The organism is Mesorhizobium sp. 131-2-1 (assembly GCF_016756535.1).
In the GTDB taxonomy this organism is placed as follows: domain Bacteria; phylum Pseudomonadota; class Alphaproteobacteria; order Rhizobiales; family Rhizobiaceae; genus Mesorhizobium.
In genome coordinates this window covers 33,808-60,113 of record NZ_AP023247.1, presented here as the reverse complement: position 1 = coordinate 60,113, position 26,306 = coordinate 33,808, and the positions used below count along the sequence as shown (strand labels likewise).

Here is a 26,306-nt window from a genome sequence, read left to right as displayed (position 1 = left end):
ATGTCGGCATTCCTTCGCGCCCCCCTCTTCGCGGCCTTGGCCATTTTCCTCTTCGCCATCCCCGCCTCGGCCGCGCAGATCGATGACCAGTTCCGCACCTGGTTGCAGAACGATCTCTGGCCGGAAGCCGAGGCCAAGGGCATCTCGAAGAAAACCTTCGACGAGGCCTTCATCGGCGTGAAGCCGAACCTGAAACTGCCGGACCTTGTCATGCCCGGCGAGAAGCCGACGACGCCTGAGAAGCAGCACCAGGCCGAGTTCGGGCCGCCCGGCGCCTATTTCGCCGAGAAGACGGTTCGCGCCGTCACTTCTGGCGGACGGACGCGCGACAGCGCCAACGCAAGGGTGCTGGGTTTGATCGAGAAGCGCTACGGCGTGCCGGGCGAGATTGTGCTGGCGATCTGGGGCCGCGAAACCGGCTTCGGCGCGGCCAAGATGCCCTATGATGCCTTCGAGGTGCTGGGCACCAAGGCCTTCATGTCGACAAAAAAGGATTTCTTCCGCACCGAGGTGCTGGCGGCATTGGAGATCGTCGAGCGCGGACTGGCGCCGGTCAATGCGATGAAGTCGTCCTGGGCCGGCGCGCTCGGCCAGCCGCAATTCATGCCGACATCCTTCCTCAAGCACGCCGTCGATTTCGACGGCGACGGCCGGCCCGACATCTGGAACTCGACCCCCGACGTGCTCGCCTCGATCGCCAATTATCTCGTCCATTATGGCTGGGTGAGGGGTCGCGGCTGGGGGACCGAGGTGATCGCGCCGGCCAATGTTTCCTGCTCGCTCGAAGGGCCCGACCAGGGCAAGACGATTGCCGACTGGGTGGCAATGGGCATCAGGCGCGCCGACAACAAAGCGTTCCAGGCGAGTGAGCTCAAGGCCGAGGGCTTCCTGCTGATGCCGGCCGGCCGCAGCGGTCCGGCCTTCATCGTCACGCCCAATTTCTATGTGCTGAAAGAGTACAACACCAGCGACCTCTACGCGCTGTTCATCGGCCATGCCGCCGACCGCATCGCCAAGGGTGACACCACCTTTACTGCAAGCTGGGGTCCTGTCGGCGATCTCCACCGCTCCGACATAGCCGCCCTGCAGCGGGCGCTGGAGGCCAAGGGCTACGACGTCGGCAGCGCCGACGGCCTGCCGGGTTTCAAGACGCGCCGCTCGATCGGCAACTGGCAGGAAAAGAGCGGCCGCGCCGCCACCTGCTTCCCCGACGCCGCCCTGGTTGGTGTGCTGAAGTAGCTAAAAGAACAGCAAAATTTTCCCGATTGGCGGCGTCGATTAGCCGGCGCATCGGTCGACTCGCCATGGCTCGTTCTGGTCCAATACGTTGTCTGGCAAATGCGCGTTGCCGGCATGCGGGCCGCCGGATATGGTGTTGACCAATTGGACAAAAACCACGACGGTAAGTGGCCGGGGACACGCGCGCGACCCGATGGAATTTCTGCAATCCTGAGCCGGGAACTCAGGTCAACAAACAACAAAACAGGGAACGATCACCATGATGCTGGAAAAGTTTGCTCTTCGCTCTCGTGCCTTGCTTGCGGGCGCGGCGCTGTCCGCGCTGCTCGTCGCGCCGGCCTTCGCCGTAACGCCTGCCGATACGCTGGTCGAGGGCTTCGCCATCGACGACATCATCTCCATGGACCCGGGCGAGGCGTTCGAGCTGTCGACAGCCGAGGTCACCGGCAACACCTATGATCTCCTGGTCCGCCTCGACCTCAGCGACACCTCCAAGGTCAAGGGCGACCTCGCCGAGAGCTGGAGCGTTTCGGACGACGGCCTGACCTACACCTTCAAGCTCAAGCCCGGCATGAAATTCGCCTCGGGCAATCCGATCACCGCGGCAGATGTCGCCTATTCCTTCGAGCGCGCCATCAAGCTGGACAAGAGCCCGGCCTTCATCATCAACCAGTTCGGCATCAGCGGCGACAATGTCGCCGAAAAGGCCAAGGCCGTCGACGACACCACCTTCCAGTTCGTCGTCGACAAGGCCTATGCGCCGAGCTTCGTCTTGAACTGCCTGTCTGCCACCGTCGCCTCGGTTGTCGACGCCAAGCTGGTCAAGGAACATGTCGCGGCGGTCACGCCGAGCGCCGACTACAAGTGGGACAATGATTTCGGCAATGCCTGGCTGAAGACCGGCTATGCCGGATCCGGCCAGTTCAAGCTGCGTGAATGGCGTGCCAACGAGGCCGTCGTGCTGGAGCGCAACGACAATTACAACGGCGAGAAGGCCAAGCTCGCCCGCGTCATCTACCGCAACATGAAGGAAAGCTCCGCGCAGCGCCTGGCGCTGGAGGCCGGCGACATCGACGTCGCCCGCAACCTCGAGCCGAACGACCTCGACGCCATCGCCAAGAACGCCGATCTCACCACGACCAGCGCGCCCAAGGGCACGGTCTATTACATCAGCCTCAACCAGAAGAACGCGAACCTCGCCAAGCCCGAGGTTCGCCAGGCCTTCAAATATCTGGTCGACTATGACGCCCTGAGCTCGACCATCCTCAAGGGCATAGGCGAGATCCACCAGTCCTTCCTGCCCAAGGGCGATCTCGGCGCCATCGACGACAATCCGTTCAAGCTCGACGTCGCCAAGGCCAAGGAACTGCTGGCCAAGGCCGGCCTGGCGGATGGCTTCAGCGTGACCATGGATGTGCGCACCGGCCAGCCGACCACCGGCATGGCAGAATCGATCCAGCAGACGCTCGGCCAGGCCGGCATCAAGCTGGAGATCATTCCGGGCGACGGCAAGCAGACGCTGACCAAATACCGCGCCCGCAACCACGACATCTATATCGGCAACTGGGGCCAGGACTATTTCGACCCGAACTCCAACGCCCAGACCTTCGCCTCGAACCCCGACAATTCCGATTCCGCCAAGATCAAGACGCTGGCCTGGCGCAATGCCTGGGACATTCCGGACCTGACCAAGGAGACCGAGGCGGCGCTGCTGGAGAAGGATTCGGGCAAGCGCGCCGACATGTACAAGGATCTGCAGAAGAAGATCCTCGACACCAGCCCCTTCGTCGTCATCCACCAGCAATTGGAAGTGGCGGGGCTGCGCAAGAACCTCAAGGGCTTCGCGCTTGGCCCGAGCTTCGACACCAACTTCGTCGGGGCGGTCTCCAAGGAATAGTTCCGGCGGACGCGCCGCGTGAGCACAATTGAGAATCAGGCGGCGGCCGGGCGCGGCAGCGCCCGCTCCGCCGCTGTTCTATCGTCGATCGGCCGCTTCCTGGTCATCGCGGTGACGACCTATCTCGGTCTTCTCGCGGTGACCTTCTTTATTGGCCGCGTCATTCCGATCGATCCGGTGCTGGCCGTGCTCGGCGACCGGGCGCCTGCCAATGTCGTCGAGCGCACGCGCCGCGAGATGGGCCTCGACCTGCCGCTGATCGAGCAGTTCTACATCTACGTCAAGAATGCCCTCCATGGCGATTTCGGCACCTCGGTGCTGACCACCAATCCGGTCATGACCGACATCCGCCGTGCCTTCCCGGCGACCATTGAGCTCGCCACATTGGGCACGCTGATCGGCGCCGTCATCGGCGTGCCGCTCGGCGTCCTGGCCGCCGTCAGGCGCGGCAGCCTCATCGACCAGATCGTGCGCATCATCGGCCTGATCGGCTATTCCGTGCCGATCTTCTGGCTGGGACTGCTCGGGCTCGTCCTGTTCTACGCCAAGCTGCAATGGGTCGCCTTCCCGGCGCGGCTCGATGTCGTCTACGAATACACCTTCACGCCGATCACCGGCTTCTACCTGCTCGATGCGGCGATGCAGGGCCAGTGGGATGTCTTCTACGACGCCTACCGCCACATCATCCTGCCGGCCTCGCTGCTCGGCTATTTCTCGCTCGCCTATATCAGCCGCATGACCCGCTCCTTCATGCTGAACGAACTGGCACAGGAGTATATCGTGGCGGCGCGCGCCAAGGGCCTGTCGGAAACCCGCATCATCTGGGCGCATGCGCTTCGCAATGCCGCCGTGCCGATGGTCACTGTCATCGCGCTGTCCTATGCCAGCCTGCTCGAAGGCTCGGTGCTGACCGAGACGGTGTTCTCCTGGCCGGGCATCGGGCTCTACATCACCAATTCGCTGCAGAACGCCGACATGAACGCCGTTCTCGGCGGCACCATCATCATCGGCTCCGTCTTTATAGGCATCAACCTTCTCTCCGACCTGCTCTACCGCGTGCTCGATCCGAGGACCAAGGCCGCATGAGCGCCGAGACCATCCAGAGCCGGCGCGACTGGCTGCTCAGCGATCGGCCGGCCTCGCGCATGCAGGCGAGGCTAGGCCGTGGCTATGTCGCGTGGCGGCGCTTCTCCGCTAACCGGCTGGCGTTTCTCGGCCTGCTGATCATCATCGGGCTGTTGGCGGTCGCGGCCCTTGCCGATGTGCTGGCGCCCTATTCGCCGACCGTCGGCGACCTGAAGAACGCGCGCCTGCTGGCGCCGAGTGCGGCGCACTGGTTCGGCACCGACGATCTCGGCCGCGACATCTATTCCCGCATCGTCTATGGCTCGCGCTGGACGCTCTATGTCGTCATCCTCGTTGCCGTCATTGCTGCGCCGATCGGTCTCCTGGTCGGCACCGTCGCCGGCTATGCCGGCGGCTGGATCGATGCCGTCCTGATGCGCATCACCGACATCTTCCTCGCCTTTCCGAAGCTGGTGCTGGCGCTGGCGTTCGTCGCGGCACTTGGCCCCGGCATCGAGAACGCGGTGCTGGCGATAGCCATCACCTCCTGGCCGCCTTACGCCCGCATCGCCCGTGCCGAAACGCTTACCGTGCGCAATTCCGATTACATCAAGGCGGTGCAACTGATGGGCGCCTCGCCCTTCCGCATCGTGCTGCGCCACATCATGCCGCTCTGCATCTCCTCGCTGATCATCCGTGTGACGCTCGACATGGCAGGCATCATCCTCACCGCCGCCGGCCTCGGCTTCCTCGGCCTCGGCGCGCAGCCGCCGCTGCCCGAATGGGGCACCATGATCGCGTCCGGCCGACGCTTCATCCTCGACCAGTGGTGGGTGGCGGGTGCGCCGGGCTTCGCCATCCTCATCGTCAGCCTCGGCTTCAACCTGCTCGGCGATGGCCTGCGTGACGCACTCGATCCAAGGAGCGGCGACCAGTGAGCGGCGACCAATGAGCGGCAATAAGAGCGACAAGGGCCTGCTTCTTGAGGTCGACGATCTGCGCGTCACCTTTCCGACCCGCACCGGCCTGGTCAAAGCGGTGCGCGGCGTCACCTTCTCGCTCGGCCGCGAGCGGCTAGGCATTGTCGGCGAGAGCGGCTCCGGCAAGTCGCAGACCGGCCGCGCCATCATGGGCGTCACCCCGCCGCAAGCCGAGGTCTCGGCGAACAAGCTCGCCTTCGACGGTATCGACCTGCTCTCCATACCGGCGCGCCAGCGCCGGGCGTTGCGGGGAAACCGCATCGCCATGATCCTGCAGGATCCGAAATATTCGCTCGATCCGGTGATGAGCATCGGCCGCCAGATCGTCGAGACGCTGCGCACGCATGAGAGGGTCTCAAAGGCCGAGGCACGCGACCGTGCCCTTGCGATGCTGGAAGCGGTGCAGATCCGCGACCCGGCCCGCGTCTTCGACCTGCATCCGCACGAGGTTTCGGGCGGTATGGGCCAGCGTGCCATGATTGCCATGATGCTGATCGCCGGCCCGGAGCTGATGATCGCCGACGAGCCGACCTCGGCGCTCGACGTCACGGTGCAGCTCGATGTGCTGAACATTCTCGACAGGCTGGTCGCCGAGCGCGGCATGGGGCTGATCTTCATCTCGCACGATCTGCGCCTGGTGTCCTCCTTCTGCGACCGGGTGATCGTCATGTATGCCGGCAAGGTGGTCGAGCAGCTCAAGGCGTCGGAATTGCGCGACGCCCAGCACCCCTATACGCGCGGCCTGCTCAACTGCATGCCGAGGATAGGGTTCGAACGCCACCCGCTGCCGGTGCTCGACCGCAAGCCGGAGTGGGCGGCATGAATGCGGCCATTGCCATCGAAGGGCTGGAGGTGATCTTCGACCGCTTCCGCGCGCTGAAAGGCGTCAGCCTCGAGGTCAGGGAGGGCGAGTCCTACGGGCTGGTCGGCGAAAGCGGCTCCGGCAAATCGACGCTGCTCAAGGCAATCACCGGCCTGGCGCCCGTTGCTTCGGGCACCATCACCGTCAACGGCAAGACCTTGGGCAAGAGCCGCGACAAGGCCTTCTACCGCGAGGTGCAGATGGTCTTCCAGGATCCCTACGGCTCGCTGCACCCGCGCCAGACCGTCGACCGGCTACTGCAGGAGCCGCTCGCCATCCACGGCTTTGCCGACGGCGAGAAGCGCATCGAGCGCGCGCTGGACGAGGTAGGCCTCGGCAACGGCTTCCGCTTCCGTTATGCGCACCAGCTCTCCGGCGGCCAGCGCCAGCGTGTCGCCATCGCCCGCGCGCTTATCCTCGAACCCTCGATCCTGCTGCTCGACGAGCCGACCTCGGCGCTCGATGCCTCGGTGCAGGCGGAGGTGCTCAACCTGCTGGAAGAAGTGCGGCGGCGGCGCAAGCTGACCTTCCTGATGGTCAGCCACGACCTCGCCATCATCACCCATATGTGCGAGCGGCTGATGGTGATGCAGAACGGCGAGGCGGTCGAGACGCTGACGGCGAGCCAGTTGATCGGGCATCGCGTGGCCGAGGATTATACGCGCAACCTGCTCAGGGCCAGCGAGGGGTTTGTGAGGGCGTAATTCGGGAAGTCGCGATCCTTCGCACCCCCTTTGTCCTGCCGGACATCTCCCCCGCAAGGGGGAGACTGGCAGCTTCGTCGGCCGCTCTCCTCCTGCACCTTTGGTGATTGGCGAAAGCGATGGAGACATCTGATCTCCCCCCTTGCGGGGGAGATGGCCGGCAGGCCAGAGAGGGGTGGGCGGGAACTCGGCGATCGAACTTTGCCGGTTAGGCCGCCCCGCCTTCCGACACCGTTTCTGTTTGCACGCTGTCCTGCCCCCGCTTCGGCTCCTTGATCCGGAACCACGCCACGTAAAGCGCCGGCAGGAACAGCAGCGTGATCGCGGTGCCGGCGATGATGCCGCCCATCATGGCGTAGGCCATCGGCCCCCAGAACACTTCACGCGCGATCGGGATCAGCGCCAGGCTGGCGGCCGCCGCCGTCAGTGCGATCGGCCGCATGCGGTGCTCGGTCGCCTCGATGACCGCCGCCCACCGGTCCTTGCCCTCGGCGACGAGGTCCTCGATCTGCACGATCAGGATGACCGAGTTGCGGATCAGGATGCCGATCAGCGCCAAGACGCCGAGGATGGCGACGAAGCCGAGCGGCGCGCCGCTGGGCACCAGCGCCGCCACCACGCCGATCAGGCCGAGCGGCGCTACCGCCACCACCAGGAACAGGCGCTGGAAGCTTTGCAGCTGCACCATCAGGATGGTCGCCATGATGAACAGCATCAACGGCACGACTGCCGCGATCGGCCCCTGGCTTTTGGCGCTTTCCTCGACCGAGCCCGCGGTTGCGACCGAATAGCCCGGCGGCAGCTTGGCGATGAAGGCGTCGACCGACGGCTTCAATTCGTTGACGACAGTGGCCGGCAGTACGTCGCCGACCAGACCGGCGCGCACGGTGATGGTGGGTATCCGGTCACGGCGCCACACCGTCGGCTGTTCGAGCTCGTAGCGGAAGTTCGCCACCGCCGCGAGCGGGATCGCCTCGCCGGTGCCGGTCGGCAATTGCAAGTTCTGCAGCGTGCCGATCGAGCCGCGCTCGGCCTCGCGCGATCGGGCCACGACATTGATCAGATAGGTGGCGTCGCGCAGCTGGGTGATCGTGGTGCCGCCGACCGTGCTGTTCAGCGCGCTGGCGATGTCGGATGAGGTGATGCCGAGCTGCCGCGCCTTGTCCTGCAGCACGTCGACCCTCAGCACGCGCTGCGGCTCGTTCCAGTCGAAAGTGGGCGCCGCCAGCTGCGGGTTGGCCGAAATCATGCCGGCAAACTCCTGCGCCATGTCCCGCACCGTCTGGATGTCTGGACCGCCGACGCGGTACTGCACCGGGCGTCCGACCGGCGGCCCGAGCTCGAGCGGCTTGACGAAGGCATCGGTGCCGATGAACTCCTCGCGCAGCAGCTTTTCCAGCGCCGGCTTGACCCGGTTGCGCGCTTCTATGCTCTTGGTGACGATGACCGTCTGGCCGAAATAGGGATTGCCCGGCTGCACGTCATAGGCAAGCAGGAAGCGCACCGCGCCCTGGCCGATATAGGAGCTGAAATGGTCGATGTCGGGATTGCCGACCAGCGCGCGCTGCTCGAAGCGCTCCATCTGGTCGCGCGTCTCGGTGATCGACGAATTCTGCGGCAGGTTCCAGTCGACGACCAGCTCCGGCCGGTCGGACGGCGGGAAGAACTGCTGTTGGACGAGGCCGAAGCCGGCAATGGAGGCCGCAAACAGAAGCACCGTCGCGATGATGGTCAGCCAATGCCGGCGCACCGAAAAGACGAGCACGCTGCGGAACAGCGACGTGAAGCGCCCGGGTTGGTCGTGATGCTTGGCCTTCATCGTCGCTGGCAGGATGGTGACGCCGAGCAGCGGCGCGAAAAGCACCGCGACGATCCATGACACCAGGAGCGATACGGCGATGACGACGAACAGCGTGAAGGTGTATTCGCCGGCGGCGCTGTTGTTGAGGCCGATCGGGATGAAGCCGGCGACCGTTACCAGCGTGCCGGTCAGCATCGGGAAGGCGGTCGAAGTGTAGACATAGGTCGCCGCCTTGCGGAGGTTGTCGCCGACCTCCAGCCGCGCCACCATCATCTCGACCGCGATCATCGCGTCGTCGACCAGAAGGCCGAGCGCGATGATCAGCGCGCCCAGCGAAATGCGCTGCAGCGAGATGCCGAGATAGGCCATGACGGTGAAGGTGATGGCGAGCACCAGCGGGATCGACAGCGCCACGACGAAACCGGCGCGCATGCCGAGGCTGATGAAGGACACGGCAAGCACGATGGCCACCGCCTCGAACAAAGCGCGGGTGAAGCCCGACACCGCTTCCTCGACGATGACAGGCTGGTCGGCGACCAGATGCACGCCGACGCCGACCGGCAGGTCGGCCAGCACCTTGTTCATCTCCTCGTGCAAGGCTTCGCCGAACTGCAGCAGATTGGCGTTGGGCTTCATGCCGATGGCCAGCGCGATGGCGTCCTGCCCGTTGAAGCGGAACAGCGACGTCGGTGGATCGACATAGCCGCGCCTGATCGTCGCCACGTCGCTCAGCCGGAAGAAACGGTCGCCAACGCGCAGGTTGATGGCGCGCAGGCTCTCTTCCGAGGTGAACTGGCCGCTGACGCGCACGCTGATGCGCTCCGGCCCAGACTGGATGACGCCGGACGGCGTGATGGCGTTCTGCGCCTGCAGGCTAGCCACGATCGCCTGCTGGTTGAGGCCGAGCGCCGCGATCTGGCGGGTCGAGAATTCGAGGTAGATCGCCTCATCCTGGGCGCCGACCAGATCGACCTTGCCGGCGTTCGGCACGGTCAGGATCTTGGTGCGGACATCCTCGACATAGTCGCGCAGCTGGCGCGGCGTCAGCCCGTCGGCGGTGAAGGCATAGATGTTGCCGAAAACGTCGCCGAAGCGGTCGTTGAAGAACGGTCCCTGCACCCCTTGCGGGAACTGCGACCAGATATCGTTGACCATGTTGCGCACCTGAATCCAGTTCGGCACGACATCGCGCGCCTTGGTGGTGTCTTTCAGGTTGACGAAGATGACGGTCTTGCCGGCGGTGGTGACGGATTTGGTGTAGTCGAGGCTGTCGAGCTCCTCGAGCTTCTTCTCGATGCGATCCGTCACTTGCGTCACCGTCTCGTTGACGGAGGCGCCGGGCCAATTGGCCTGGATCAGCATGGTCTTGATGGTGAAGGCGGGGTCTTCCTCGCGGCCGAGGTTGAGATAGGAAAACACGCCGGCCACGACGAAGACCAGCATGAAGTACCACACCAGCGAGCGATGGTTGAGCGCCCAGTCCGAGAGGTTGAAGCCCTTCATATGGCTCCTCCTTCCGGTATCTTTACCTTCTGGCCCTCGGCGAGGCTGTGGACGCCGGCGGTGACGACGCGCATGCCGGCCTCCAGCCCTTCGGCGACGGTGAAGGTGTCGGCGCCCTTAGCGGACACCTTGACCTCTTTCGAGCTAACGCTCGATGTTTGCGGATCGACGATCCAAACTCTGTCGGCACCGTCCTTTTCAAGCAGCGCAGACAGCGGCAGTTCGATCGTCGGCGTGATCTTGGTCATGCGCGTCGCCGTCACCGTCGAGCCGAGCCGGAAGGCTATCGGCGGATCGGTGAGCGTTAAGCGGACCCGGCGGGTGCGGGTCGAGCCCTCGGCCTGCGGCGCGATCTCGCGCAGCTTGGCCTCGGTCTGGATGGTCGGCAGCGACTGCAGGATGACCTGGAACGGCGTGCCGGCGGCGAGGTCGCCGGTCAACTGGTCGGGGATGTCGACCACCGCCTCGCGCAGGTCCGAGCGCGCCACGGTGACCACCGTCTGGCCCGGCGACACCGTCTGGCCGACCTCGGCGCCGACTGCGGTGACGACACCGTCGAAATCGGAGAACAGCCGCGCATAGCCGAGCTGCTCCTGCGACTTGGCAAGCGATGCCTTGGCCCGCTCGACGCCGGCCTCGGCCGCCTTCCGCGCCTGCTGGGCGGCATCGAAGACGGCCTGGGAGGTGTTGGCGGCGGCCAGCAGCTGGCGCTGGCGCTCCTCGCTGGCGGCAGCGTTGGCGAACTGCGCCTCGGCATTGGAAAGCTCGGCCTTGGCCGCCTGCACCGCAAGTTCCAGCGCCGTCGGGTCGAGTGCGGCGATCGTCGTTCCCTTGCTGACGATGTCGCCGACCTTGACGTCGCGGGCGACGACGCGGCCGAGCAGGCGGAAGGCAAGGTCGGCGCTGACTTGCGGCTCGATCGAACCGGCGAAGCCGAAGGTCTGCATGGCGCGAGGCTCGATCACCATCGACAGCACCGGGCGGGTGATCTCCGGCGGCTTCTCTTCCGATTGCGAGCAGCCGGCAAGCGGCGCAAGCGATAGCAGTGCGGGCAAGAGCAGTGCGCGCGGCAGCCGGTTCATTGGCCTGCCCCCGCGATCTCGATCGCCTGTCCGGGACTGAGCAGCTGGCCGCCATTGGTGACGACGCTCTGGCCCGCTTCCAGCCCCTTGCCGATGATGACCACGCCGGAATCGAAGGCCAGCACCTCGACCGGCGTCGTCGCCGCCGCCTTGGCCGATGGGTCGACGACCCAGACCGCCGGCTTGCCGTCGATCGAGGTCAGCGCCTGCCATGGCAAGAGGATCGCCTTGACCGGTTTGGCGCTGGCCGAGCCGATCACGGCCGCGCCCAGCGGCATAGCGGCGGGCGTGTCGGGAATGGCGACCTTGACCCGGATCGAACCCGACGCCGGATCGACCGCCGGCGAGATCTCGCGCACCTTGCCGGTCGCCCTGACCTGTGGATCGGATAGCAGTGTGATCGTCACCGTCGGCGCATCCGGCGTCCGCGCCACCAGCGTTTCCTGCACGTTGAACACTGCGTCGCGATCGCCGTCCTCGGCGACGGTGAAGACAGTCTGCGCCGCCTGCACCACTTGCCCGGCCTCGACCTGGCGGGCGGTGATGACGCCGGCGGCCCCGGCCCTGAGCTCGGTGAAGGAGAGGTTCTCCTTGGCATTTGCGAGCGCGCTTTGCGCGGCATCGAGGCTGCCTTGCGCCACCTTCAGCGTCTGGTCGGCCGTGTCGTAGTCGCGCCTTGTGGTGTAGCCTTGGGCAAGCAGCGTCTTTTGCCGCTCGAAGGCGGCGGCGGCCTGCGTCAACTGCGCCTGCGCGGCATCGAGGTCGGCCTGCGCCGAGCGCAGGTCGGACTCCTGCTCCTGCGGATCGATGCGGGCAAGAACCGCGTCCTTGTCGACATGCTGGCCGACGTCGACAAGCCGCTCGGCGACACGGCCGCCGACCCGAAACGACAGATTGTTCAGCGTGCGCGCCGCGATCACGCCGGTGAGCGAGGTCCGCGGTGCGTAGTCGGCGATCGCCACCGTCTCGGTGCGCACAATAATCGGCAGTTTCTTGGCCGCCGCCTCCTGCTTCTGGCAGCCAGCGAGCGACAGCGCCGCCAAAGCGCAGGCGAGGATTACGGAAGTCGGAAAAGACAACGGAATGAATGGCTTGACCGGAAGCAGCGGGGCGGGCGATGTCGCGTTCCTGCTCATGGTTCCCTCAACCGTGCGGGCCGCTCCCTGCGGCGGATACCGCCAGCATTGCGAGGATAGTCGATCCCCGCAAAAAGGAAACCTCTCTCGTACGCGTATGGGCGGACTGGTTTAAATTGCGGCAACGGCAGGCCCAATCGACCAGCACTGGTGTGGGCTTGAGGAAAAGCTGAAATAGGGCCAGAACGGACTTCAACGGCATCAAACGAGAACGGGCGCAGGCCCGATGAGGGATGAGATGAAGAATTCAGCCATTTCCGAACGCAAGAACCAGTCGATCTCGCGTGGCGTCGGCATGACCACGCAGATCTATGCCGACCGCGCCGAGAATTCTGAGATCTGGGATGTCGAGGGCCGCCGCTACATCGACTTCGCGTCCGGCATCGCCGTCGTCAACACCGGCCATCGCCACCCCAAGGTGATCGAGGCGGTCAAGGCACAGCTCGACCGCTTCACCCACACCTGCCACCAGGTCGTGCCCTATGAGAGTTATGTGCGGCTGGCCGAGCGGCTGAACGGCCTGCTGCCCGGCAAGTTCGACAAGAAGACGATCTTCGTCACCACCGGCGCCGAGGCGGTGGAGAATGCCGTCAAGATTGCCCGCAACGCCACCGGCCGCCCGGCGGTCATCGCCTTTTCCGGCGGCTTCCACGGCCGCACCTTCATGGGCATGGCGCTGACCGGCAAGGTGGTGCCCTACAAGGTCGGCTTCGGCGCGATGCCGGCCGATGTCTTCCACGCACCGTTCCCGGTGGCGCTGCATGGCGTCTCTGTCGCCGATTCGCTCGCAGCCCTCGACAGGCTGTTCAAGGCCGATGTCGATCCTGCCCGCGTTGCCGCCATCATCGTCGAGCCGGTGCAGGGCGAGGGCGGCTTTTATGAGGCGCCGCGCGATTTCATGACTGCGCTGCGCAAGGTCTGCGACCAGCATGGCATTTTGCTCATCGCCGACGAGGTGCAGACCGGCTTTGCCCGCACCGGCAAGATGTTCGCCATGGAGCATCATGACGTCGCGCCCGACCTCACCACCATGGCCAAGAGCCTGGCCGGCGGCTTCCCGCTGTCGGCGGTCACCGGCCGCGCCGAGATCATGGACGCGCCCGGCCCCGGCGGACTTGGCGGCACTTACGGCGGCAGCCCGATCGGCGTCGCCGCGGCCCACGCCGTGCTCGACGTGATCGAGGAGGAAAAGCTCTGCGACCGCGCCAATGCGCTGGGCAACAGGCTGAAGCAGCGGCTTCAATCGATCCGCGAGGACGTGCCGGAGATCGTCGACATCAGGGGCCCCGGCTTCATGAACGCGGTCGAATTCAACGACGTCAAGAAGGACCTGCCCTCGGCGGACATCGCCAATGCGGTGCGGCTGAAGGCGCTCGACAAGGGCCTGATCCTGCTCACCTGCGGCGTCTACGGCAACGTCATCCGCTTCCTGTCACCGATCACCATCCAGGACGGCGTCATGAACGAGGCGCTGGATATTCTGGAAAGCTCGATCCGCGAGGCTCGCGCCGCTTAACCGGTTGCCCTGGCGGGCTCTTCCTGGAAGGCGGCGAGCGCCGCCTTCAGCGCATCGGGGCCGGCGGCAACGGCCTGTGGCGTGGGCGAGAAACCGGCACCCAGCATCTTGCGGCCAAGCATGTGATCGCCGGGCCGGTTGACGGATTCGATGCCGAGCAGCCGGCTTCCCGCATAGTGGTAGATCGAGAACTTGTTCTCGGCGAGATCGCCCAGCACGACATGGCTGTCACCGCCCGACGTCAGCCCGACCATCTGCAGCTTCATGTCGCCGATATCCGACCAGAACCACGGCACCGCTGAATAGGCGTCCGCATGGCCAAGAATGGTGCGTGCGGCAAGCCGCGCCTGGTCGGTGGCGTTCTGCACCGATTCCAGCCGCACGTCGGCGCCGGTGAACCAGTGCCGGTAGGAGGCCGCATCGCCGATGGCAAGGATATCCGGCGCCGAGGTCCGCATCTGCTGGTCGACGCGGATGCCGTTGGCGATCGTGATGCCGGCGGCCTCGGCCAGTTCGACATTGGGCACCACGCCGATGCCGATGATGACCATCTGCGCCGGAAGCCGTTCGCCGCCGGAGGTGATCGCGGCCGAGACTCGGCCCTTGTCGCCTTCGAGCCGATCGATAGTGGTGCCGGTGAGCAGGCGCACGCCGATCGCTTCCAGCCGCTGCCGAACATGGCTGGCGATGACCGGCGCCACCGCGCGGCCGAGCAGCCGGTCGACGGCTTCGACCACAGTGACATTGCGCCCGGCTGCCCTGAGCGTGGCTGCGATCTCCAGGCCGATGAAGCCGCCGCCGAGGATGACGACATCCTCGCTTTGCGCGCTGAGCTCGCGGATCGTCCGCGCATCGGCCAGCGATCGCAGCGAGACCACGCCGGACAGTTCCGAACCCGGCAGCTTGAGCAGGCGCGGTCGCGAGCCGGTCGCGAGCACCAGGCGGTCGAAGGCAAGCGTCGCGCCGCCCGAGACCTCCAGCCTGCGCGCACCGGCATCGATAGCCTCGATGCGGACGCCCGGCTGATAGTCGATGGCGCTGCCCGAATAGAAGGCCTCACCGCGCAGGGGCTGCGGCTTCGCGTCCTGGTCCTTGATGAAAGTCTTCGACAATGGCGGCTTGTGGTAGGGCAGTTCGCTCTCGTCGCCGATCAGGATGACCGGGCCGTCGTAACCTTCCTCGCGCAGGCTCGCCGCCGCTTGCACGCCAGCGTGACCCGCACCGACAATGACCACCCCGTTCTTCATCGCAATCCCGTTTTCGCTTCAAATCTAAGCTGTTCCGCCAGGTGGCGATTGTCTGCCGCCGTCGCAAGAGCCTCGGTCCGGGTCGCACCCGGAACGGTCACCTGTCAATCGCCGCCTTCCACGATTACGTCGCGCCGGGAACGTCTTAAAGTTGATAGTTCTAGTTTAGAATTATTCTAAACAGTTGTTTCAATTGAATTTTCTTGGCTGCGCCTGTTGACTTCCAACCCCTTCGCCGCTTTATGGAGGCTCGCGCGTCAAGCGCTCCCTTTGATGTCTGGGCCTTGAACCCTTTCGATTGGAGGCATTTCGGTGTCTTTCTTCCGCGAGCCGCGCATTGGCGCGGCATATCTTGTGCCCGGCGGCATGCCCATGCCTCTGCGCGGGCTGGCGCGCGCGCCTTTCAATGAATTCCCAAGGAACTGGAGAACGATGATGACAGCACGTAATGGCGGCAGGCTCGCTGCGATCTGCGCGACAGCCGCGCTGACGGCGGCGGTGTTCGTGCTGCCGGCCAAGGCCGAAACCGATGCCAAGGCGGTCATCAAGACCTATGCCGACATCGCGCTCGCCAAATACGAGGACGCGCTGACCACGGCGCAAGCCCTCGACAAGGCCGTCGACGCGCTGCTCGCCAAGCCTTCGGCGGAAACGCTGAACGCCGCCCGCGAAGCCTGGAAGGCATCGCGCGTCCCGTACCAGCAGACCGAGGTCTACCGCTTCGGCAACAAGGTCGTCGACGACTGGGAAGGCAAGGTGAACTCCTGGCCGCTGGACGAAGGCCTGATCGACTATGTCGCCAAGAGCTACGGCACCGAGTCGGACACCAATTCGCTCTACACCGCGAACGTGATCGCCAACAAGGAGATCGAGATCAACGGCAAGAAGGTCGACGCCTCGAAGCTGACGCCGGAGTTCCTGTCCGGCACGCTGCAGGAGGCCGGCGGCGTCGAGTCCAATGTCGCGACCGGCTATCACGCCATCGAGTTCCTGCTCTGGGGCCAGGACCTGCACGGCACCGGCCCCGGCGCCGGCGAGCGGCCCTACACCGACTATGACCTCGCCAACTGCACCGGCGGCAATTGCGACCGTCGCGCCGAATATCTGAAGTCGGCGAGCGACCTTTTGGTCTCCGACCTGCAGGAAATGGTCGACAACTGGAAGGAAGATGGCGCTGCCCGCAAGAACCTGGTCGACGGCGACACCAATGCCGGCATCTCGACCATCTTCACCGGCATGGGTTCGCTGTCCTATGGTGAACTTGCCGGCGAGCGCATGAAGCTCGGCCTTCTGCTGCATGATCCGGAAGAGGAGCACGACTGCTTCTCGGACAACACTTACAACTCCCACCTCTATGACGCCGTCGGCATCCGTGCCGCCTATCATGCGAGCTACACGCGCCTCGACGGCACGGTCGTTTCCGGACCTTCCGTGTCCGATATGGTCAAGGCGGACGACCCGGCGATCGACAAGGAACTGTCGGACAAGCTCGACGTCTCGGTTGCCAGGATGGAGGCGATCAAGGCGCGTGCGCTGGCCGGCGAGGCCTACGACCAGCAGATTGCCGAGGGCAATACCGAAGGCAATGCCACCGTGCAGGCGGCGATCGATGCGCTGATCGACCAGACCAAGTCGATCGAGCGCGCCGTCGGCTCCTTGAAGCTCAACAGCATCGCCTTCGAAGGCTCCGACAGCCTCGACGCGCCGGACAAGGTGTTCAAGTAGCCGTGAGCATGATCCCAAAAAGCGGAAGCCGGTTTTTGGACAAGATCATGCTCAAATAGGAAACAAGCCAAACGGCGCCGGAGCGGCGCCGTCAGCCAGGGCAAGTGAATGCTGATCTGCCATTGCAACATCATCACCGAAAAGGAGATCGAGCAGACGATCGTCGGCCTGCTGGATGAGGATCCCTGGCAGCTTATCGTGCCGGCCAAGGTCTATCATGCCATGCGCAAGCGCGGTCGCTGTTGCGGCTGCTTCCCAAATGTGGTGGAAACGATCATTCGGGTCACCGAGCACTACCACGCCCGCTCGGAGGCGAGCGGCGCCGACATCGTTTCACACCTGGACCGCGTCAGAGGCTTGCGCGGCCAATACGGGAGCAGAACCTATGAAAGGCGAAGCGCAGGTCATCGAGCGGCTTAACGAAGCCCTGTTTCTGGAGCTGGGGGCCGTCAATCAGTACTGGGTGCATTTCCGCCTGCTCGAGGACTGGGGATACGCCAAGCTGGCCAAGAAGGAGCGCGCCGAATCGATCGAGGAGATGCACCATGCCGACCGGCTCGTGGCCCGCATCATCTTCCTTGAGGGGCATCCGAACCTGCAATCGGTGGCACCGCTGCGAATCGGTCAGAATGTCAAGGAAGTGCTCGAATCCGATCTAGCCGGCGAGTACGACGCGCGCACCGCCTACAAGCGCTCGCGCGAGATTTGCGAAGAAGCAGGCGACTACGTGTCGATGAAACTGTTTGAGGAACTGCTAGCCGACGAGGAAGGTCATATCGACTTCCTTGAGACGCAGCTCGACCTGCTCGCCTCGATCGGCGAGGAGAAATACGGTCAGCTCAACGCCACATCGGCAAACGAGGCGGAGTAAGGGCATGCGGGAATGCGGCGCCGCCTAGTTTTCCTGCGCCGCTCGCGGCGGGCCGAAGGCTCGCCTTCCTCGCCTTCCAGGAAAAGCTCGCGGGCCTGGCCGCTTCGCGGGCTTTCTTTCATTCCTGTCTTGATGGCCACCGCTTCGGCGCTGGCTGGAGATCCGCTGCCCGCGGGCCTTGCCGCCACGCGCACCGATCTGACGCCGAAGGATCTGGCGCGTGTCATTGCCGTTACCAGGCCGACCACCGACTTCTCCAAGGCCGAGCCGTTCGAGCGGATGCAGGGTGGCGCCGGCACGTCGCGCAAGGATGTCAACCGCGACGCCTTCTCGCAACCCTCGGCCAACATCACCTTCGAGGAAGAAGGCACCTTCAAGCTCGGCAATGCGCTTTTCCGCAAGAACTGGGTGTCCTCGCCCTCCTCGACCCAGGCATCGGACGGGCTTGGGCCGCTGTTCAACGAGCGTGCCTGCCAGAACTGCCATTTGAAGGATGGCCGTGGCCGTCCACCCGAAGGCAGCGCCGGCACCACCTCGATGTTCCTGCGCCTGGCGCGCGACGCGAGCAGCGAAGAAGAGAGAGCCGAACTCGCCGGCCACAGGCTGCTGAACTTCCCCGATCCGGCCTATGGCTCGCAATTGCAGGAGCTCGCGGTTCCCGGCCTCAAGGGCGAAGGCCGGATGCGCGTCGGCTACCAGGAAGAGAAGGTGACGCTTGGCGACGGCTCGGTCGTTTCGCTGCGCAAACCGAGCTACTTCGTCGACGACCCTGGCTATGGTCCGCTCGATCCGCGCACCACGCTCTCGCCGCGCCTGACGCCGCCGATGATCGGCCTCGGCCTGATCGAGCAGATCGCGTCCGCCGACATCCTCGCCCATGCCGATCCGGACGACCGCGATGACGACGGCATTTCCGGCCGCCCCAACATCGTGCGCGATGCCGCGAGCGGCGAACTCGCGCTCGGCCGCTTCGGCTGGAAGGCTCAGACGGCGTCCATCCGAGAGCAGGCGGCGGAAGCCTTTGCCGGCGACGTCGGCATCTCGACGCCGGAGGTGCCGAAACATTGGGGCGACTGCACCGAGGCCGAAAAGGCCTGCCTTGCCATGCCCAATGGTGTGCAGCAGCGGCTCGGCCCGGTCGAGGCGCCGTCGCCGGTGATGGATCTGGTTACCTTCTATTCGCAGAACCTGGCCGTGCCGGCCCGGCGCGACATCGACAACCGCCAGGTGCTCGCCGGCAAGAGGCAGTTCTACGAGATGGGCTGCGTCTCCTGCCACACGCCGAAATTCGTCACCTTGCGCGGCACGCCCAACAAGGCGCAGGCCTTCCAGTTGATCTGGCCCTATTCCGATTTCCTGCTGCACGACATGGGTCCGGGCCTCGCCGATGGGCAGGTTGTCGGCGAGGCGACGGGCAGCGAATGTCGCACGCCGCCGCTGTGGGGCATCGGCCTCACCGGGACGGTCAACGGCAACACCTTCTTTTTGCATGACGGGCGCGCCCGCACGCTCGCCGAAGCGATATTGTGGCATGGCGGCGAGGCGCAAAAGGCGCGCGACCGCTTTGCCGCTGCCGATGCGACGAACCGCGATGCGCTGGTCGAATTCCTGGAGTCACTGTGATGTCGAAGCGTCGTTTGCTTGCTCTCCTTCTTCCCTTGGCGATGTTTGGCGTTTCCCCGTCATCCGCCGAGGTGAAAGCCTCCGATGTCATCCAGCGCGCGATCGACGGCTTTGTCCGCCCGGCCTATGCCAGGCTGCACGACCATACCGGCAGCTTGACCAAGGCGATGCGGGCGCTGTGCGATGCGCCGTCACAGAGCGGCCTCGAGGCCGCGCGTGCCGAGTTTTCGGCCACGGTCGATGCCTGGTCATCGGCCGAGATCATCGCATTCGGGCCGATCAAGGAAAACAACCGGCTGGAACGCATGCTCTACTGGCCGGATCGTAAAGGCATCGGCCTGAAGCAGGTGCAGGCGGCATTGGCCGGCAAGGACCCGAGCGCCGCCGATCCGGTGCAGCTGGCCGGCAAGAGCGTCGCCATGCAAGGGCTCGGCGCGCTGGAATTCGTGCTTTACGGCGATGGCGCCGACGCTCTCGCCGGCAAGGACGATCCCTATCGCTGCGCCTATGGCGCGGCTGTCGCCGGTAACATCGAAACGATGGCCGCCGAGGTCGAAGAGGCCTGGAAGAAGCCCGACGGATTTGCCGCGCTCTGGGCCAATCCAGGACCTCAGAACGCGCTCTACCGCGACGGCACCGAAGCGGTGACCGAGCTGGTCGGCGTATTCATCAACGAACTGGAGATGGTCCGCGACGTGCGCCTCAAAGGATTCCTGGGCGGCAAGCCGGAGGGCGACAAGCCCAGGCAGGCGATCTATTGGCGCTCGCGAAACACGACGAATTCCCTGGCCGGCAATCTTTCCGGCATCGATGCGCTGTTCGAGGCTTCGAAGCTCGGCGATGCGCTTCCGGCCGATGCGCAATGGATGGCCGAGTCCATCCACATCCAGCTTGCCAACGGCGTCGCGGCCGCCAGATCCGTCACGGGTCCGATCGACAAGGCGCTTTCAGATCGGGCGCTGCGTGAAAAGCTCGACCATTTCGCGCTGATCACCTCGAGCCTGTCGACCCTGGTCGGCACCAGGCTGACCGCCGAATTCGGCCTCACCGCCGGCTTCTCCTCGCTGGATGGCGACTGATCATGGTCGGGACACGCACGCCGCTGATCGACCGCCGCGATTTCCTCAGGGCCGCCGGCGCCGGCTTCGTCGCCGCCATGGCCCCGCGAGCCTGGGCAAAGACGCTTGTTGCCGACGCGGTCTTCGCCACCGCTTTCGTCAAGCGCGACGGCAGCTATGGCGCCGCGGTGCTATCCGAGGCCGGCGACGTGCTGCACGCCATCGACCTGCCCGATCGCGGCCATGACGTCACCTTCGACCGGGTGTCGAAGCGCTCGGTGGTCTTTGCCCGGCAGCCCGGCACTTTTGCCATGGTGTTCGATCACACAGGTCGCGACAAGCCGCTGACCATCGCCAGCGTCACCGGGCGGCACTTCTTCGGCCACGGCGTGTTCTCGACCGACGGCGCGCTGCTCTACGCGACCGAGAATGATTTCGACAACGCCGCCGGCGTCGTCGGTGTCTATGACGCGCGCGCTGGCTTCAGGCGTGTTGGCGAGTTCCCGACCTACGGCATGGGGCCGCATGAGTTGCTTTTGCTCGGCGATGACCGGACGATCGCGGTCGCCAATGGCGGCATCGAGACGCATCCGGACTATGGCCGCGCCGAGCTCAACATCGCCACCATGAAGCCGTCCTATGTGCTGGTCGATCGCATCACCGGCGATCTGATCGAGAAGCACGAACTGCCGCCGGCGCTGCACCAGCTGTCGATCCGCCACATGGATTGCGACCCGTCCGGCACGATCTGGTTCGGCTGCCAGTATCGCGGCCCGGCGATCGACCGTCCGCTGCTGGTCGGCCGCGCGACGCGCGGCAAGGACCTGCAATTGCTCGACATGCCGCAGGACGTGCTTTCCGGCTTCCGCAACTATATCGGCTCGGTCGCCGCCAATCCGGCCGCCGGCACGGTCGCCGTCACCTCGCCGGAAGGCAATTCGCTCGCCGTTATCGATGCCACCAGCGGCAGAATCGTCGCCACCAAGGCCCTTGTCGAGGTCTGCGGCCTGGCGCCCGACGGCGCTGGCTTCATGGCCACGACCGGCGCCGGCGATATCGTCGAAGGCAATGGCGCCACGCGCTCCGAGCCCGACTATGTCTGGGACAACCACATGCTGCGCATCGAGCAGGCGGCCTCGGGTGTGTCGAGATTCAGGTGATGCCGGCCTGCGAATGGCGGTTTCCTGCGCTTCCGGTGCTCACGTACTTCAAGTACGCTCCGCTCCGGTTCTCGGAAACCGCCATCCTCGGCGCGGCCTGATCTGAATCTCGACATACCCAAGCTGGCGCCATCCCTCGGATCATTTCCCTGCCTCGACGAAGTGAAGCCACTTAACAATTATGCGCCATCCCCCTTGCAGGGACGGGCCGTGGCGGGCACAGGGAATTGTTTTTTCGACCCAAGGCATTAACTGGCCACCATGAAGCTGCTCGCCATCGACTGTGCCGCCGCGCTGTGCGCCGCTTGCGTCTACGACGCAGCGGCGGAGCGCGAGCTTGGCCGCCAGGTGCTCGACCTCGGCAAGGGGCATGCCGAGCATCTCATGGCGGTCATCGACGCGGCGCTGAAAGCGGCAGAGACCCGCTATGCCGGCCTCGGCGCCATTGCCGTTTCCGTCGGCCCCGGTTCCTTCACCGGCCTGCGCGTCGGCGTCTCCACGGCGCGCGGCCTGGCGCTGGCGCTGAAAATCCCGGCGATCGGCGTCACGACGCTCGAAGCCCTGGCTGCGGAGGCGGCCGCGTCCTTTCCCGGCCGCACGGTGATCGCCACCCTCGATGCCGGGCGCGAGGAGATCCACGCCGCAGTCTATGACAAAGCGTTAGCGCTGGCTTACGGTCCGGCGGTGACCACCCTCGCGCAGGCAACGGCCATGGCGGTGGACACGTCCGCCGTGCTCGCCGGCACGGCAGCGCCGAAGATCGCCGCTTCGGCCGGGCGCGCCTTCGACATCGGCCCGACCGGCGCCACGGCCGACATCGCCGTCTATGCACGTCTGGCCGCGGCCAAGGGCGCGGGCGAAAGGCCGAAGCCGCTCTATCTGCGCGGCGCCGACGCCAAGCCGCAGGCTGGCTTCATTCTCCCACGACAGGCAAGCTGATGCGCATTCCCTTCTTTCAGCCGCGCCGCAGGGACTACTCGCTCCAGCCGCTGACGGTTGCCGACAGCGCCGCCGTCTCGGCGCTGCACCAGGAGGACTTCGTGCGGCCGTGGACCGATGGCGAATTCGCCTCTCTGCTCGAGCAGGACACCGTGTTCGGCTATGCCGCGCGCGAGACCGGACAGGGCAGCAAGCCGCCGGTCGGCTTCGTGCTGGCGCGGCTGGCGGCGGGAGAGGGCGAGATCCTCACCGTTGCCGTCGCCCGTTCGCATCGCCGCCAGGGTCTGGGCTGGCAGTTGATGGACGCGGTGCTGCGCGAATTGCACGCGCAGCGCGCCGAGGCGCTGTTCCTCGAGGTCGACGAAACCAATGTCGCGGCCATTGCGCTCTACCGGCGGCTCGGCTTCCGCGAGGTCGGCAAGCGCGCCAACTACTACAGGTCGCCCGAGCGCGGCCCGACCGGCGCGCTTGTCATGCGCCGCGATCTTCGCTAGCCAAGCGTGGGATTGGGCCGGAGCGAATGATCAAGAAAATCAGGATTTTCCTGGCGCTCTGCCTGGTCGTCGCCGGCTCGCTGGTCCTCGTGCCGCTGCAGGTCCTGTCGATGAGGACGGGGCTCTGGCCGGAAACCTTCATCCTCAAGATCTGGCACCGGATGATCGCCAGGGCGCTCGGCCTGCGCATCCACGTCAGGGGCGAGCTGTCCAGCCAGCGCCCGCTGCTGGTGGCGTCCAACCACATCTCCTGGACCGACATCATGGTGCTGGGCTCCAAGGTCGACGTGAAATTCATCGCCCGCGCCGACATGGCCAACTGGCCGATGATCGGCATGCTGTCGAAGCTGCAGCGCACTGTCTTTATCGAGCGGGAACGCAAGCGCAGCTCGGGCGACCAGGCCAGCGAGATCGCCAGCCGCATGGCCAATGGCGACGCCATGGTGCTGTTCGCCGAGGGTTCGACCGGCGATGGCAATCTGCTTTTGCCCTTCAAGAGCACGCTGTTCGGCGCCGCCTCGATGGCGATTTCGGAAGGAGCGGCGCAGGAAGTGTTCATCCAGCCGGTGGCCATCGTCTACACCAGGCTGCATGGCGTGCCGCTTGGCCGCCGCCACCGGCCGATCGCCGCCTGGATCGGCGACGAGGACCTGATGCCGCATCTCAAGGTGCTGCTGGCCGAAGGCGCGCTCGACGTCGAGCTGCATTTCGGTGAGCCGATCGCATTTTCCAAGGGCTCGAACCGCAAGGAGACGGCAAGGCTGATGGAAAGCCGGGTGCGCGAGATGGTGCAAGCGGCGCTCGCCGAGCCACGCCCGAGCCGCTGACGCCGCCTTCGCGCGTTCGAGGGGCGCGGCGCCGGGGCGCAGAATCGTCTGTTTTTTGTCACCGAAAGGCGTTAGAAGCCGCCCGATGGACCTGAACACGACAGAACGGAACGATATCGCTATCGCGTCCGACAGCCTGGCGGCGCCTGCTGCGACGAAGAAAGTCTTCGTCAAGACCTATGGCTGTCAGATGAACGTCTACGACTCGCAGCGCATGACTGATGCGCTGGCGGCCGACGGCTATGTCGCGACCGATAGTGTCGATGATGCCGACCTGGTGCTGCTCAATACCTGCCACATCCGGGAAAAGGCGGCGGAAAAGGTCTATTCGGAGCTTGGCCGCATCCGCGACATGAAAGCTGAACGGGCCGGGATGGGACGCGAGTTGCTGATCGGCGTCGCCGGCTGCGTGGCGCAGGCCGAAGGCGCCGAGATCATCCGCCGCGCCCCGGCCGTCGATCTGGTCATCGGTCCGCAGACCTATCACCGGCTGCCGGACGTGCTGGCAAGGGTGCGCGGCGGCGAGAAGATCGTCGAGACCGACTATGCCGTCGAGGACAAGTTCGAGCACCTGCCGCAGCCGAACCGCGCCGAGGTCGCCAAGCGTGGCGTCACCGCCTTCCTCACGGTGCAGGAAGGCTGCGACAAGTTCTGCACCTTCTGCGTCGTGCCCTATACGCGCGGTTCGGAAGTCTCGCGGCCGGTGGCGCAGATCGTCGCCGAGGCCGAGCGCCTGGCGGAAGCCGGCGTGCGTGAGGTGACGCTGCTGGGCCAGAACGTCAACGCCTGGCATGGCGAGGGCGAAGGCGGCGAGGAGTGGGGACTTGGCCGCCTGCTGTTCAGGCTGGCCGAGATCCCCGGCCTGGCGCGGCTGCGCTACACCACCAGCCATCCGCGCGACATGGATGACGAATTGATCGCCGCCCACCGCGACCTGCCGGCGCTGATGCCCTATCTGCATCTGCCGGTGCAGTCGGGTTCGGACCGCATCCTGAAAGCGATGAACCGCAGGCATACGGCGCGCGACTATCTGGCGCTGATCGAGCGCATTCGCGCCGCGCGCGGCGACATCGCCATGTCGGGCGACTTCATCGTCGGCTTCCCCGGCGAGACGGACGCCGATTTCGAAGCGACCATGCAGCTTGTGCGCGAGGTCAACTATGCGTCGGCCTTCTCGTTCAAATATTCGCCGCGTCCAGGTACGCCGGGCGCCGAAATGGCCGGCCACCTGCCGGAAGCCGTCAAGGACGAGCGCCTGCAGCGCCTGCAGGCGCTGCTCCTGAAGCAGCAGCAGGATTTCGGCTCGAGCCTGGTCGGCAAGACCATCGGCACGCTGATCGAGAAGCCGGGCCGGCAGTCCGGCCAGAAGGTCGGCCGCTCGCCCTGGCTGCAGCCGGTTATTGTTGATGAAAAGGCCGGCGAAATCGGTGACATTATTCAGGTACGAATCACAAGGACGGGCTACAATAGCCTGTTCGCCGAATTGGCCTGACGGCCTCGGCAGATGAGGAGAGACGGTTGAGCGCTGCTGAACTGAAGAATCTGCCCCCGAGCCAGGCGTCCGGGGCCTCTGACATGGCGCACATCGTTCTGACCTTCGACAACAACAAGCTTGCGAGCGCCCTCTACGGCCAGTTCGACGAAAATCTGGCCAGGCTCGAGCAGAAGCTGGGCGTCGATATCCGCTCGCGTGGCAATCAGCTGACCATCAAGGGCTCGGCATCGGCCGCCGAGCAGGCGCGCCGCGCGCTCGACAATCTCTACGGCATTCTCCAGAAGGGCGCCGACATCGGCCAGTCCGATGTCGACGGCGCCGTGCGCATGGCGATCGCCGCCGACGACCAGCTGACGCTGCCGACCCTGGAACGCAAGGGCAAGATGTCGGCCGCTCAGATAGCGACGCGCAAGAAGACGATCTACGCCCGCTCGCTCAACCAGGACGCCTATATGCGCGCGCTGGAGCGCTCCGAGCTCGTCTTCGGCATCGGCCCGGCCGGCACCGGCAAGACCTATCTGGCGGTGGCGCATGCGGCGATGCTGCTCGAACGCGGCATGGTCGAGCGCATCGTGCTGTCGCGCCCGGCGGTCGAGGCCGGTGAGCGGCTGGGCTTCCTGCCCGGCGACATGAAGGAGAAGGTCGATCCGTATCTGCGGCCGCTCTACGACGCGCTCTACGACATGATGCCGGCCGACAAGGTCGAGCGGGCGATCGCCGCCGAGGTGATCGAGATCGCGCCGCTGGCCTTCATGCGTGGCCGCACGCTGGCCCACGCCGCCGTCATCCTCGACGAGGCGCAGAACACCACGCCGATGCAGATGAAGATGTTCCTCACCCGCTTGGGCGAGAATTCGCGCATGATCGTCACCGGCGACCCGACCCAGATCGACCTGCCGCCGAACACCAAATCCGGCCTGGTCGAGGCGCTCCGCATCCTTGACGGCGTCACCGGCATGGTGACGGTGCGCTTCAACGAAGGCGACGTCGTCAGGCATCCGCTGGTCGCCGAGATCGTCAAGGCCTATGACCGCGACGGCAAGCTGGCCAGGGGCCTCGGCGCGGAAAGCTGACGAAAAAGC

At 65.4% G+C, this 26,306-nt stretch carries 22 protein-coding genes; 18 read left to right on the top strand and 4 right to left on the bottom strand.

Going from position 1 to position 26,306, the window contains the following annotated elements; genetic code table 11:
- The 6 genes from JG743_RS00275 (at position 1) to JG743_RS00250 (ending at position 6,747) form a co-directional block, all read left to right on the top strand.
- Positions 1-1,239, top strand: a complete 1,239-nt coding sequence (locus JG743_RS00275; RefSeq protein WP_202296874.1) for a lytic murein transglycosylase — start codon at positions 1-3, stop codon at positions 1,237-1,239.
- Between the two features lie 259 nt (positions 1,240-1,498).
- A complete protein-coding gene (locus tag JG743_RS00270) occupies positions 1,499-3,136 on the top strand; it encodes an ABC transporter substrate-binding protein (protein ID WP_202296872.1) in 1,638 nt (545 codons plus the stop codon).
- A gap of 18 nt (positions 3,137-3,154) precedes the next feature.
- Positions 3,155-4,222, top strand: a complete 1,068-nt coding sequence (locus JG743_RS00265) for an ABC transporter permease (RefSeq protein ID WP_202296870.1) — start codon at positions 3,155-3,157, stop codon at positions 4,220-4,222.
- The gene (gene nikC / locus JG743_RS00260; protein ID WP_202296868.1) at positions 4,219-5,139 is read left to right on the top strand and encodes a nickel transporter permease; all 921 of its coding nucleotides are present in this window, start codon (positions 4,219-4,221) and stop codon (positions 5,137-5,139) included. The genes JG743_RS00265 and nikC overlap by 4 nt, the downstream gene beginning before the upstream one ends.
- A 10-nt stretch (positions 5,140-5,149) precedes the next feature.
- Positions 5,150-6,004, top strand: a complete 855-nt coding sequence (locus tag JG743_RS00255) for an ABC transporter ATP-binding protein (protein WP_202296866.1) — start codon at positions 5,150-5,152, stop codon at positions 6,002-6,004.
- Positions 6,001-6,747: an ABC transporter ATP-binding protein gene (locus tag JG743_RS00250; protein WP_202296865.1), complete on the top strand. Its 747-nt coding sequence runs from the start codon at positions 6,001-6,003 to the stop codon at positions 6,745-6,747. The genes JG743_RS00255 and JG743_RS00250 overlap by 4 nt, the downstream gene beginning before the upstream one ends.
- 208 nt (positions 6,748-6,955) lie before the next feature.
- Here JG743_RS00250 and JG743_RS00245 read toward each other — a convergent pair whose 3' ends face one another.
- From JG743_RS00245 to JG743_RS00235, 3 genes are read right to left on the bottom strand one after another with little or no spacing between them, the layout of a single operon-like run.
- A complete protein-coding gene (locus JG743_RS00245; protein WP_202296863.1) occupies positions 6,956-10,051 on the bottom strand; it encodes an efflux RND transporter permease subunit in 3,096 nt (1,031 codons plus the stop codon).
- A complete protein-coding gene (locus tag JG743_RS00240) occupies positions 10,048-11,133 on the bottom strand; it encodes an efflux RND transporter periplasmic adaptor subunit (protein WP_202296861.1) in 1,086 nt (361 codons plus the stop codon). Before JG743_RS00240 ends, JG743_RS00245 begins: the two co-directional genes overlap by 4 nt.
- Positions 11,130-12,269, bottom strand: a complete 1,140-nt coding sequence (locus JG743_RS00235; RefSeq protein ID WP_202296859.1) for an efflux RND transporter periplasmic adaptor subunit — start codon at positions 12,267-12,269, stop codon at positions 11,130-11,132. Before JG743_RS00235 ends, JG743_RS00240 begins: the two co-directional genes overlap by 4 nt.
- A 238-nt stretch (positions 12,270-12,507) precedes the next feature.
- Between JG743_RS00235 and JG743_RS00230 the strand changes: the two genes are divergently transcribed.
- A complete protein-coding gene (locus JG743_RS00230; RefSeq protein WP_202296857.1) occupies positions 12,508-13,785 on the top strand; it encodes a 4-aminobutyrate--2-oxoglutarate transaminase in 1,278 nt (425 codons plus the stop codon).
- On the opposite strand, the gene JG743_RS00225 is transcribed toward JG743_RS00230, so the two are convergent.
- A complete protein-coding gene (locus JG743_RS00225; protein WP_202296853.1) occupies positions 13,782-15,032 on the bottom strand; it encodes an NAD(P)/FAD-dependent oxidoreductase in 1,251 nt (416 codons plus the stop codon). The genes JG743_RS00230 and JG743_RS00225 overlap by 4 nt on opposite strands.
- A 435-nt stretch (positions 15,033-15,467) precedes the next feature.
- Between JG743_RS00225 and JG743_RS00220 the strand changes: the two genes are divergently transcribed.
- From JG743_RS00220 to JG743_RS00170, 11 genes are all read left to right on the top strand, one after another.
- Positions 15,468-16,757: an imelysin family protein gene (locus tag JG743_RS00220; protein WP_202296851.1), complete on the top strand. Its 1,290-nt coding sequence runs from the start codon at positions 15,468-15,470 to the stop codon at positions 16,755-16,757.
- A gap of 108 nt (positions 16,758-16,865) precedes the next feature.
- Positions 16,866-17,177 carry a (2Fe-2S)-binding protein gene (locus JG743_RS00215; RefSeq protein WP_202296849.1) on the top strand — a complete coding sequence of 104 codons (312 nt, stop codon included), beginning with the start codon at positions 16,866-16,868 and terminating at the stop codon, positions 17,175-17,177.
- Positions 17,143-17,628 (top strand): bacterioferritin, encoded by a 486-nt coding sequence (gene bfr, locus JG743_RS00210; protein ID WP_202296847.1) that lies wholly within the window; start codon positions 17,143-17,145, stop codon positions 17,626-17,628. The genes JG743_RS00215 and bfr overlap by 35 nt, the downstream gene beginning before the upstream one ends.
- Positions 17,629-17,640: 12 nt before the next feature.
- On the top strand, positions 17,641-19,251 hold the full coding sequence (locus JG743_RS00205) for a di-heme oxidoreductase family protein (RefSeq protein ID WP_202296845.1): 1,611 nt from the start codon (positions 17,641-17,643) through the stop codon (positions 19,249-19,251).
- Positions 19,251-20,330, top strand: a complete 1,080-nt coding sequence (locus JG743_RS00200) for an imelysin family protein (RefSeq protein WP_202296843.1) — start codon at positions 19,251-19,253, stop codon at positions 20,328-20,330. The genes JG743_RS00205 and JG743_RS00200 overlap by 1 nt, the downstream gene beginning before the upstream one ends.
- 2 nt (positions 20,331-20,332) lie before the next feature.
- The gene (locus JG743_RS00195; RefSeq protein WP_202296841.1) at positions 20,333-21,469 is read left to right on the top strand and encodes a DUF1513 domain-containing protein; all 1,137 of its coding nucleotides are present in this window, start codon (positions 20,333-20,335) and stop codon (positions 21,467-21,469) included.
- Positions 21,470-21,730: 261 nt separating this feature from the next.
- Entirely contained in the window at positions 21,731-22,408 is a 678-nt protein-coding gene (tsaB, locus tag JG743_RS00190; RefSeq protein WP_202296839.1) for a tRNA (adenosine(37)-N6)-threonylcarbamoyltransferase complex dimerization subunit type 1 TsaB, read from the top strand.
- Positions 22,408-22,902 (top strand): ribosomal protein S18-alanine N-acetyltransferase, encoded by a 495-nt coding sequence (rimI, locus tag JG743_RS00185; protein WP_202296829.1) that lies wholly within the window; start codon positions 22,408-22,410, stop codon positions 22,900-22,902. The genes tsaB and rimI overlap by 1 nt, the downstream gene beginning before the upstream one ends.
- 26 nt (positions 22,903-22,928) lie before the next feature.
- Positions 22,929-23,729, top strand: coding sequence for a lysophospholipid acyltransferase family protein (locus JG743_RS00180; protein WP_202296827.1), 801 nt, complete (start codon positions 22,929-22,931; stop codon positions 23,727-23,729).
- A gap of 85 nt (positions 23,730-23,814) precedes the next feature.
- The gene (gene miaB / locus JG743_RS00175; protein ID WP_202296825.1) at positions 23,815-25,221 is read left to right on the top strand and encodes a tRNA (N6-isopentenyl adenosine(37)-C2)-methylthiotransferase MiaB; all 1,407 of its coding nucleotides are present in this window, start codon (positions 23,815-23,817) and stop codon (positions 25,219-25,221) included.
- A gap of 83 nt (positions 25,222-25,304) precedes the next feature.
- Positions 25,305-26,297, top strand: coding sequence for a PhoH family protein (locus JG743_RS00170; RefSeq protein WP_244673028.1), 993 nt, complete (start codon positions 25,305-25,307; stop codon positions 26,295-26,297).
- Positions 26,298-26,306: the final 9 nt, after the last annotated feature.